This is a genomic window from Mycobacterium sp. (assembly GCF_019247615.1).
Classification (GTDB): domain Bacteria; phylum Actinomycetota; class Actinomycetes; order Mycobacteriales; family Mycobacteriaceae; genus Mycobacterium.
Genome location: NZ_JAFBAT010000156.1, coordinates 1 through 9,788, shown reverse-complemented (window position 1 = coordinate 9,788; position 9,788 = coordinate 1). Strand labels below are relative to the sequence as shown.

At 66.6% G+C, this 9,788-nt stretch carries 12 protein-coding genes; 6 read left to right on the top strand and 6 right to left on the bottom strand.

What is annotated here, in order from left to right:
* On the bottom strand, nt 1-917 hold a 917-nt coding region (locus JO059_RS10590; RefSeq protein WP_293316591.1), incomplete at its 3' end, for a VWA domain-containing protein.
* Nucleotides 918-1,090: 173 nt separating this feature from the next.
* Here JO059_RS10590 and JO059_RS10585 point away from each other — a divergent pair.
* Together JO059_RS10585 and JO059_RS10580 are read left to right on the top strand one after the other, a co-directional pair.
* The gene (locus JO059_RS10585) at nt 1,091-1,375 is read left to right on the top strand and encodes a GlsB/YeaQ/YmgE family stress response membrane protein (RefSeq protein WP_293316589.1); all 285 of its coding nucleotides are present in this window, start codon (nt 1,091-1,093) and stop codon (nt 1,373-1,375) included.
* 172 nt (nt 1,376-1,547) lie between these two features.
* Nucleotides 1,548-1,835, top strand: a complete 288-nt coding sequence (locus JO059_RS10580) for a GlsB/YeaQ/YmgE family stress response membrane protein (protein WP_293316587.1) — start codon at nt 1,548-1,550, stop codon at nt 1,833-1,835.
* A gap of 59 nt (nt 1,836-1,894) precedes the next feature.
* Here JO059_RS10580 and JO059_RS10575 read toward each other — a convergent pair whose 3' ends face one another.
* Genes JO059_RS10575 through JO059_RS10565 form a run of 3 tightly spaced genes read right to left on the bottom strand, consistent with a single transcriptional unit; the run spans nt 1,895 to nt 4,684 of the window.
* The gene (locus tag JO059_RS10575; RefSeq protein WP_293316585.1) at nt 1,895-2,974 is read right to left on the bottom strand and encodes an adenosine deaminase; all 1,080 of its coding nucleotides are present in this window, start codon (nt 2,972-2,974) and stop codon (nt 1,895-1,897) included.
* Nucleotides 2,975-3,002: 28 nt separating this feature from the next.
* Nucleotides 3,003-4,289, bottom strand: coding sequence for a thymidine phosphorylase (locus tag JO059_RS10570; protein ID WP_293316583.1), 1,287 nt, complete (start codon nt 4,287-4,289; stop codon nt 3,003-3,005).
* Entirely contained in the window at nt 4,286-4,684 is a 399-nt protein-coding gene (locus tag JO059_RS10565) for a cytidine deaminase (RefSeq protein ID WP_293316581.1), read from the bottom strand. The genes JO059_RS10570 and JO059_RS10565 overlap by 4 nt, the downstream gene beginning before the upstream one ends.
* Before the next feature lie 253 nt (nt 4,685-4,937).
* Here JO059_RS10565 and sdhC point away from each other — a divergent pair, with 253 nt between their 5' ends.
* From sdhC to JO059_RS10545, 4 genes are read left to right on the top strand one after another with little or no spacing between them, the layout of a single operon-like run.
* Complete coding sequence (sdhC, locus tag JO059_RS10560; RefSeq protein WP_293316593.1) at nt 4,938-5,276, top strand: succinate dehydrogenase, cytochrome b556 subunit; 339 nt, start codon at nt 4,938-4,940, stop codon at nt 5,274-5,276.
* A complete protein-coding gene (locus JO059_RS10555; protein ID WP_293316579.1) occupies nt 5,273-5,740 on the top strand; it encodes a succinate dehydrogenase hydrophobic membrane anchor subunit in 468 nt (155 codons plus the stop codon). The genes sdhC and JO059_RS10555 overlap by 4 nt, the downstream gene beginning before the upstream one ends.
* A 22-nt stretch (nt 5,741-5,762) precedes the next feature.
* Nucleotides 5,763-7,517 carry a succinate dehydrogenase flavoprotein subunit gene (gene sdhA, locus JO059_RS10550; protein ID WP_293316577.1) on the top strand — a complete coding sequence of 585 codons (1,755 nt, stop codon included), beginning with the start codon at nt 5,763-5,765 and terminating at the stop codon, nt 7,515-7,517.
* Nucleotides 7,518-8,342 carry a succinate dehydrogenase iron-sulfur subunit gene (locus JO059_RS10545; RefSeq protein WP_293316575.1) on the top strand — a complete coding sequence of 275 codons (825 nt, stop codon included), beginning with the start codon at nt 7,518-7,520 and terminating at the stop codon, nt 8,340-8,342. It abuts the gene before it with no gap.
* A 52-nt stretch (nt 8,343-8,394) separates the two neighbouring features.
* Here the strand turns inward: JO059_RS10545 and JO059_RS10540 are convergent, their stop codons facing one another.
* Complete coding sequence (locus JO059_RS10540) at nt 8,395-8,868, bottom strand: hypothetical protein (protein ID WP_293316573.1); 474 nt, start codon at nt 8,866-8,868, stop codon at nt 8,395-8,397.
* Nucleotides 8,869-8,996: 128 nt separating this feature from the next.
* Nucleotides 8,997-9,692, bottom strand: a complete 696-nt coding sequence (locus JO059_RS10535) for a GGDEF domain-containing protein (protein WP_293316571.1) — start codon at nt 9,690-9,692, stop codon at nt 8,997-8,999.
* Nucleotides 9,693-9,788: the final 96 nt, after the last annotated feature.

Below are 9,788 nucleotides of genomic sequence, written 5' to 3'. Positions count from 1 at the left end.
TCGCCTTTCACGGTCTCGTAGCCGATCTGGCGCTGCAGCGTCGAGTAGACCTGGTTGAGCGATTCCAGGCTGTCGGCGTGGAACGCCTGGCCATCGGTGATCTCGCAGATCTTCTGCAGCGTTTGATCGTCGACCGGAACGGGAATCGTCGCGCCCTCGTATTCGACGGTGCCGTAGGGGGTGCCGAAGGAGATCGTCGATATCTGTACCCCCTGGTCCTTGGCGGCGCGGGCCGCGGTGAACGCGCCTTGAGGGGCATTCGGATCCAGCGGCACGTTTTCGGCCCCGTCCGACTCCAACACGATCCGGGCCGGCGGCGGGCCTTCGCCACCACCCATCACCGAGCCGACCGTGGCGATCGCCTGCAGCGCGGTGAAGATGCCCTCCCCCGTCGCGGTTTTCGGTGCGGGTTTCAGGGTGTCGATCGCCGCTTTGACGGCATCGCGGTTGGTGGTCGGGGCGACCAGCAGCGAGGCGTTGGCGGCGAACTCCACCAACCCCAGGTTGATGGCCGGCGTCAGCTCGTCGGCGAATCTCTTGCCGGCCTCCTGCGCGGCGGCGAGCCGGTTGGGCGGAACGTCCGTGGAGGCCATGGACTCGGAGACGTCGATGACCAACATGACGACCGCGCGGTTCAGCGGAATCCGGATGTCGGACGTGGGTCCGGCCATGGCGGTGGTCAGCAGCACCAACGACGTCGCGAGCAGGATCGTCGGCAGGTGCCGCCACCGGCCGCGTCGAATCGGCGCGACGCGCTCGAGCACCTCCATGTTGGCGAACCGCAGCACCCGCCGGCGCCGGGCGTACTGCAGCGCGACGTAGGCGCCGATCAGCAGCAGCACTGCCAGCAGAAACAGGAAGAACCAGGCGTTCTGGAATCCCGCCAGCGACACCGGGCCCAACAGGGGCAACTTCATGTCCAGCCACACTATTCGTCAAATTCGAACCGTGCATGGGGCCCTGGCGCGCCAGTGCGGGCATCGGCACGGCCGCCGACCTTTTTGACACGTGTGTGTTACAAGCCGGTGGTAGCGGGAACCCGTAGTCGTACCTGGCGCTCACCCCGGGCGCCGCTGCGACAGGAGCCGCAATGATTAGCTCAATAGTCCTCGCCATCATCGTGGGCGCGGTCATCGGTCTGGTGGCGCGCCTCGTCATGCCGGGCAGACAGAACATCGGCATGATCATGACGGTGGTCCTCGGCGCCCTGGGCGGCCTGATCGGCTCCTGGGTGGCCAGCCACTTCGGGTACCACAACGCCAACGGCGGGATCGCCTGGATCCCGTTCTTCATCGGAGTCGCCGTCGCCATCGTCCTCATCGCGATCTGGGAAACCGTCGCGGGCCGTCGTCCGCACTCGAGGTTGCATCGCTAGCAGCCGCATCGAACGGGCGTGCGCGGGTCCCCGGCCACTCACCGGCCGGAGGACCCGCGTGCGCTTTTTCGGGACTCACGCGATCCATCCCGAATGTTGTTACAAGCCTGACGGTTCGGGGAACCCGTGGGAAGGATGCTCCCAATCGGGGAGCCGTAACACAGGAGCTGCAATGGTCGGATCAATCATTCTCGCGATCATCGTGGGGGCGGTCATCGGTGTGGTGGCGCGGCTGGTCATGCCGGGCAAGCAGAACATCGGCATGATCATGACGGTTGTGCTGGGCGCCGTGGGCGGCCTCATCGGCTCGGCGGTGGCCGCTCAATTCGGTTACCACAACGCCAATGGCGGAATCGCTTGGATTCCGTTCTTCATCGGCGTCGCGGCCGCCATCGTGCTCATCGCGATCTACGAGGCCGTGACGGGCCGCCGCGGTACGCGTACCGGGTTGCCTCGGTAGACCGTTCAGACCGTTCGTCGGCAGTTCGGCGAGCCGGCTGGCCGTTCATCGTCGAGGTCCTAGCCGATCAGCACCGCGTACCGCGGTTTGATCACCTCGTCGATGATCGCCAGCCGCTCGTCGAACGGAATGAAGGCCGACTTCATCGCATTGATCGTGAACCGCTCGAGGTCGCTCCATCCGTAGCCGAAAGCCTCGACCAGTCGGAACATCTCCAGGCTCATCGTCGTGTCGCTCATCAGCCTGTTGTCGGTGTTGACCGTCACCCGAAACCGCGTGCGCGCCAACAGGTCGAAGGGATGGTCGGCGATGCTTTTGACGGCGCCGGTCTGCACATTGGAGCTGGGACACAGCTCGAGCGGAATTCGCTTGTCCCGCAGGATCGATGCCAACCGGCCCAGCCGGACGCCGCCTGGGACCGGCTCGATATCGTCGACGATGCGGACCCCGTGCCCGAGCCGATCCGCGCCGCAGAACGCGATCGCCTCGTGGATGGAAGGCAGCCCAAACGCCTCGCCGGCATGAATTGTGAAGCGCGCGTTGTTGTCTCGCATGTACTCGAAAGCGTCCAGGTGGCGGGTCGGTGGGTTGCCGGCCTCGGCGCCCGCGATGTCGAATCCGACCACACCCTGGTCCCGGAATCTGATCGCCAACTGGGCGATGTCCCGGGAAACCGCGGCGTGCCGCATCGCGGTGACCAGAAGCCGCACCGTGATCGCGCGGCCCGCGGCAGCGGCGGCCTTCTCGCCGGCGGCGAAACCCTCCAGCACGGCGTCGACGACCTCGTCGAAGGACAGCCCCCGGTCGATGTGCAGCTCGGGAGCGAACCGCACCTCGGCATAAACCACGGAGTCGGCCGCCAGATCTTCCACGCATTCATAGGCCACGCGGTACAGCGAATCGGCTGTCTGCATAACCGCCACGGTGTGCGAAAACGGTTCCAGGTAGCGCTCGAGCGAGCCGCTGTGCGACCGGGTGCGGAACCACCTCGCCAGCTCGTCGACGTCGGTGGCGGGCAGCCCGTCGTAACCGGTCTGGCCGGCGATGTCGATCACCGTGGACGGGCGCAAGCCGCCGTCGAGGTGGTCGTGCAGCAAGGCCTTGGGCGCCTGCTTGATCTGCTCCAGATCTAGTTCCATCGCTCATTCACCTTCTCATTCCCCCGTCTCACTTGGGGACCCGGTCAATGATCAGCGGCCCCGGGGCTAGAAGGGTGTCGCCGACGCTGTAGCCGCCGTCCAACTCGGCCATGGCGGCGCCGAAGCGCTCGGGGGTGTCGGTGTACAGGGTGAACAGCGGCTCGCCGGCGACGACGGGGACTCCCGGGCGGCGGTGGATACTGATTCCGGCACCCGATTGCACCGGTTCCCCCGGACGCGACCTGCCCGCGCCGAGCCGCCAAGTTGCCAGTCCCACTGCCATCGCGTCGGTGTCGCCCATTGTGCCGCCACGGCCCGCGCTCACGGTCTCGGAACACGAACCGATGGGCAACGGGATCGACAGGTCACCGCCCTGGGCCGCGATGAGCCGGCGGAAGCAATCCATGGCGGTGCCGTCGCGCAGCGTCTGGGCAGGGTCGCGGTCGTCGATCCCGGCGAGCGAAAGCATTTCCGCGGCCAACCGCAGGGTCAGCGCTACCACGTCCGCAGGCCCGCCACCGGCCAGCACCTCCAGGGACTCGGCAACCTCGAGCGCGTTCCCGACCGTCCGGCCCAGCGGACGGTTCATGTCGGTCAGGAGCGCACGGGTCGGCACCCCGTGGGCCGCGCCCAACTCGACCATGGTGTGCGCGAGATCGCGGCACTGCGCCTCCGACGTCAGCAACGCCCCGGAGCCCACCTTTACGTCGAGCACCAGCGCCCCGGCGCCTTCGGCCAGCTTTTTGCTCATCACCGAGCTGGCGATCAGCGGCAGCGACTCGACGGTCGCGGTGATGTCGCGCAGGGCGTAGAGCTTGGCATCGGCCGGTGCCAGCTCGCCGGCGGCGAAGATGGCCGCACCCACGTCGAGTAGTTGATCGCGCACTCGCCGGTTGGACAGTTCGGCACCGAACCCGGCGATGGCCTCCAGCTTGTCCAGGGTGCCACCGGTATGTCCCAGCCCGCGGCCCGACGCTTGCGGCACCGCCGCGCCGCACGCGGCGACGACGGGCACCAGCGGGATCGTAATCTTGTCGCCCACCCCGCCGGTGGAATGCTTGTCCACGGTCGGCACGCCGAGATCGCTGAAGTCCAGACGTTCGCCGGATGCCAGCATCGCCGACGTCCACGTGGCGATCTCGCCGCGGTCCATGCCGCGCAGAACGATCGCCATCAACAGCGCCGACATCTGTTCGTCGGCCACCCGGCCGTCGGTATAGGCGTCGATGACCCAGTCGATGGCGGCATCGGACAAGCGGCCGCCGTCGCGCTTGGTCCTGATCACCGTCGGCGCGTCTAATGCGAAGTCAGTCAAGGAAGGTCCCTTGGGAGGTCGGCACCGAAGGCGTCGGGCAGCAGGTCGTCAAGCCGCCGCGCTCCGGCGGAATGGTCGATCAGCAGCTTCGGCCCACCATGCTCCAGCAACACCTGGCGGCATCGTCCGCAGGGCGTCAGCAGCGATCCGTTGGCGTCTACGCACGTCAGCGCGACGAGCCTGCCACCGCCCGTCGCATGCAGGGCACATACCACGCCGCACTCCGCGCAGAGACCAAGCCCGTAAGAGACGTTCTCCACATTGCATCCGGTGACGATGCGACCGTCGTCGACCAGGGCGGCGGCGCCCACACGGAACCGGGAATAGGGTGCGTAAGCGCCCGCCGCTGCGTGGGTTGCCTTGTCCCGCAACGATTTCCAATCAATGTAATGCATACCGCAACTCCGCTCGTCGATGGGCCGACCTGAGACCGCCACCCTATCTTCGACATCACACCTCACTTGACCGGCTTCTCAACGCAAACCGCCGCCCGGCGGGGTTAGGCTGAACTGCCCAGCTTGACTGTCCAACGAAGGCGGTGAGGACTTGGTAAGTACGCAGACGGCAGCCGCAGATCCGGCCAAATCTGCGCCGGCACCGTCGCGCAAGCGGCGGCCACCCCGGACCCTGTATCGGGGCGACCCTGGGATGTGGTCCTGGGTGCTGCATCGCATCAGCGGCGCGACGGTCTTCTTCTTCCTGTTCGTCCACGTCCTGGACGCGGCCATGCTGCGGGTCAGTCCGCAGACGTACAACGGGGTGATCCACGACTATCAGACCCCGATCGTCGGCCTGATGGAATACGGCTTGATCGCCGCGGTGCTCTTCCACGGGCTGAACGGGATCCGGGTGATCCTGATCGACTTCTGGTCGCAGGGCCCTCGCTACCAGCGACTGATGCTCTGGGTCGTCGCCGTGGTCTTCCTGCTGCTCATCGTTCCAGCCGGCGTGGTGACCGCCATTCACATCGTGGAGCACTTCCGATGAGCAGCCCCGACCTCCAGCTCGGGCGCGGCCAGCAGGCACCGGTCAAGCAACGCTTCTATGACCGGCCCGCCAGCCTGGACAACCCCCGGTCCCCGCGGCGGCGCGCGGGCATACCGAACTTCGAGAAGTTCGCATGGCTGTTCATGCGGTTCTCCGGCGTCGCGCTGTTCTTCCTGGCGATCGGGCACCTGTTCATCATGCTGATGTGGGACCGCGGCGTTTACCGCATCGACTTCAACTACGTGGCCCAGCGCTGGCATTCGCCGTTCTGGCAGATCTGGGACATGGCGCTGCTATGGCTGGCGGAGTTGCACGGCGGCAACGGTCTGCGCACCATCATCGACGACTACAGCCGCAAGAACTCCACCCGGTTCTGGCTCAATAGCCTGCTGCTGTTGTCGGTGGGCTTCACGCTGGTGCTGGGCACCTACGTGCTGGTGACATTCGACCCGAACATTTCCTGATTCGCAGGGAGGCGAGAAGGAGTTGATCCAGCAACACCGATACGACGTGGTGATCGTCGGTGCCGGCGGTGCCGGAATGCGGGCGGCGGTCGAGGCTGGGCCGCGGGTGCGGACGGCGGTGCTCACCAAGCTCTATCCCACCCGCAGCCACACCGGTGCGGCGCAGGGCGGCATGTGCGCCGCACTGGCCAACGTCGAGGACGACAACTGGGAATGGCACACCTTCGACACCGTCAAGGGCGGCGACTACCTCGCCGACCAGGACGCCGTCGAGATCATGTGCAAGGAAGCCATCGACGCGGTGCTCGACCTCGAAAAAATGGGGATGCCGTTCAACCGGACCCCCGAAGGCCGCATCGACCAGCGCCGCTTCGGCGGGCATACCCGCGATCACGGAAAGGCGCCGGTGCGCCGGGCCTGCTACGCCGCGGACCGCACGGGCCACATGATCCTGCAGACGCTCTACCAGAATTGCGTCAAGCACGACGTGCAGTTCTTCAACGAGTTCTACGCGCTGGACCTGGTGCTCACCCAGACTCCGAGCGGGCCGGTGGCCACCGGCGTGGTCGCCTACGAGCTCGCGACCGGCGAAATCCACGTCTTTCACGCCAAGGCCGTGGTGATCGCCACGGGCGGTTCGGGCCGCATGTACAAGACGACCTCCAACGCACACACCCTCACCGGCGACGGCATCGGCATCGTCTTCCGTAAGGGACTTCCGTTGGAGGACATGGAGTTTCACCAGTTTCATCCCACCGGCCTGGCGGGGCTGGGCATCCTGATCTCCGAGGCCGTGCGGGGTGAGGGCGGTCGGCTGCTCAACGGGGAGGGCGAGCGCTTCATGGAGCGCTACGCCCCGACGATCGTCGACCTGGCACCGCGCGACATCGTCGCCCGCTCGATGGTGCTCGAGGTTCTGGAGGGCCGCGGCGCCGGCCCGCACAAGGATTACGTCTACATCGACGTGCGTCACCTCGGCGAGGACGTGCTGGAGTCCAAGCTGCCCGACATCACCGAGTTCGCCCGCACCTACCTGGGTGTGGATCCGGTGCACGAGCTGGTCCCGGTCTATCCGACGTGTCATTACGTGATGGGTGGCATCCCGACCACGGTCACCGGACAGGTGTTGCGGGACAACACTTCTACGGTCCCGGGTTTGTACGCGGCGGGTGAGTGCGCGTGCGTGTCGGTGCACGGCGCCAACCGGTTGGGCACCAACTCGCTGCTGGACATCAACGTCTTCGGTCGCCGGGCCGGGATCGCCGCGGCGAGCTACGCCCAAGGGCACGACTTCGTCGACATGCCGCCGGAGTCGGCGGCGATGGTCGTCGGTTGGGTCAGCGACATCCTCTCCGAGCACGGCAACGAGCGCGTCGCCGACATCCGCAACTCACTGCAGCAGTCGATGGACAACAACGCGGCGGTGTTCCGCACCGAGGAAACGCTGAAGCAGGCGCTCACCGACATTCATGCGCTCAAGGAGCGCTATTCCCGAATCACGGTGCACGACAAGGGAAGACGTTTCAACAGCGACCTGCTGGAAGCGATCGAGCTGGGCTTCTTGCTGGAGCTGGCCGAGGTGACCGTGGTCGGTGCGTTGAATCGCAAGGAGTCCCGCGGCGGACATGCCCGGGAGGACTATCCCAACCGCGACGATGTCAACTACATGCGCCACACCATGGCGTACAAGCAGGGCGCCGACCTCTTGAGCGACATCGCGCTCGACTTCAAGCCCGTCGTGCAGACCCGCTACGAACCCAAGGAACGGAAGTACTGAATGGCCGAGGAGCTGGAGCCAGAAGCGGCACCGCAGGTTCAGTCAACGCTGGAGCCGCCCCTGCCGCCCATCCCCGACGAAGCGGTGATGGTGACCGTGAAGATCGCCCGGTTCAACCCCGACCAGCCCCAGGCCTTCGCGGAAACCGGTGGCTGGCAAAGCTTTCGGGTGCCCTGCCTGCCCAGCGACCGGCTGCTCAACCTGCTGATCTACATCAAGAGCTACCTCGACGGGACGCTCACCTTCCGGCGATCCTGCGCCCACGGGGTGTGCGGCTCAGACGCCATGCGGATCAACGGCGTCAACCGGCTGGCTTGCAAGGTGCTGATGCGCGACCTGCTGCCTCGCAAGAAGAACGGGCAAGCCGGCAAGCCCCTGACCATCACGGTGGAACCGATTCGCGGGCTCCCGGTCGAGAAGGACCTGGTGGTCGACATGGAGCCGTTCTTCGACGCCTACCGAGCGGTGAAGCCCTACCTGATCACCAGCGGCAATCCTCCCACCCGCGAACGCATTCAGAGCCCGACCGACCGCGCCCGCTACGATGACACCACCAAATGCATCCTGTGCGCGTGCTGCACCACCAGCTGCCCGGTGTTCTGGCACGAGGGCAGCTACTACGGCCCGGCGGCGATCGTCAACGCGCACCGGTTTATCTTCGACAGCCGCGACGAAGCCGCCGCCCAGCGCCTCGACATCCTCAACGAGGTCGACGGCGTCTGGCGCTGCCGGACCACGTTCAACTGCACCGAGTGCTGTCCGCGTGGCATTGAGGTCACCAAGGCGATTCAGGAGGTCAAGCGCGCGATTATGTTCTCGCGCTAGGCGCCCCGATGCGGCGGCATGACCGCCGCGGTCACGCTCGCTGCCGAGGTCGTCAGGGCTTCGACTCGCCGCGACGGGTACCCGCCACGTGCGCCGGCCCGACCCGGTCATCGTCGAGGTCGGATTCCGGCATTTGTGCGGCGGGTTGCTCGTCCGCCGGGGACTGAGTCGCACCGCCGGGCGTAGCCGACGGGCTGGCCGACTTGAACTCGGAATTCGCCTCGGGCGCCGTCGCACCCCCTGCGCTTTCGGTGCTGACTGCGCCACCTTGCTGACGTCCCTCGTATGGCGGGACGGCACTGCCCGTGTTCTGGGGGGGTAACTCACCAGTACCGCTGTAGGTATCCGACTCGGCTGGATCGCTCATAGGCGGATTCGCGTCTTCGTCTACCGTTCCGACGGGACGGTCCCCGGTGCCTGGCTCGGGGGTGTCCGAACCGGTGTCACGCGCGCCGCTGCCCAATTCAGGATCGTCGAAGTGCTCCAGCCGCGGATTTTCCGACTGTTGATCATTCTGAGAGGTCATAACTACTCCTCACCCTCTCGCGACCTGCCGCACCGGTTGGCCGGCGAGGTTGAAACTCGGGTACCCGGACCAATCAGCGGGAAACCTTTTCGCACGTCGGCGAGCGACGTCCCGCCGGAGCTGGCCGGTCAGCAGAGTTCGTAATGGTGGCTTCGGTTGGCGCCCAACCGCTTAGCCTGGTACATCGCGGCGTCGGAGGCCGCGATCAACCTCTGCAGCAGCGATTGCGGTTCGGCCGCGGTGTCGTCGAGGCGGGCGCAGGCGGTGCCGATGCTGCCGGTGACTCCCGCGGTCGAGGCCGCGATGGCCCGGCACATCTTCGCGGCCAGGGACTCTGCGTTGCAGCCCGAAGACGTGCCGGCCAAAAGGAATTCCTCACCGCCGCTGCGCGACACCACCGCCTGATTGTCCGCGGCGGCCAGCGGCGCCTGGGCGACCGGGACCAGCGCGTGGTCCCCGGCCGCGTGGCCGGACCGGTCGTTGAGGGCCTTGAAATGGTCGAGATCGATCAGCATCACGACGAGGTGAGAGTCGATGCCCCGTCGGGCCAGGGTCATTCCCAGCGCCTCGTGCGCGAACGCGCGCCTGTTGAGCAACCCCGTCAGCGGATCGCGGTCGGCGCGCAGCAGGTCTCCCGCCAGGGCGCGCACCAGGATCAGAATGGCGAGCGGCAGGGCGATGTTGACCTCGATCACCAGCCACAGATCCACCCCCGCGAGGCTGCGGTGCCCGGATCCGGCCAGCGACAGCGCCTCCCACGAGCCGACGCCGGCGGCGACCGCGAAGTTGTAGAGCACGAACCCCGTCGTGTGAAAGAACGCCATCGAGGGACTGCCTGCGGGTGGGCCAGCGCCACATCCAGAGCAACATCCCGGCCACCCCGAAGGCGACGGCAAGCCACGTCATCGCCACCGGAACCC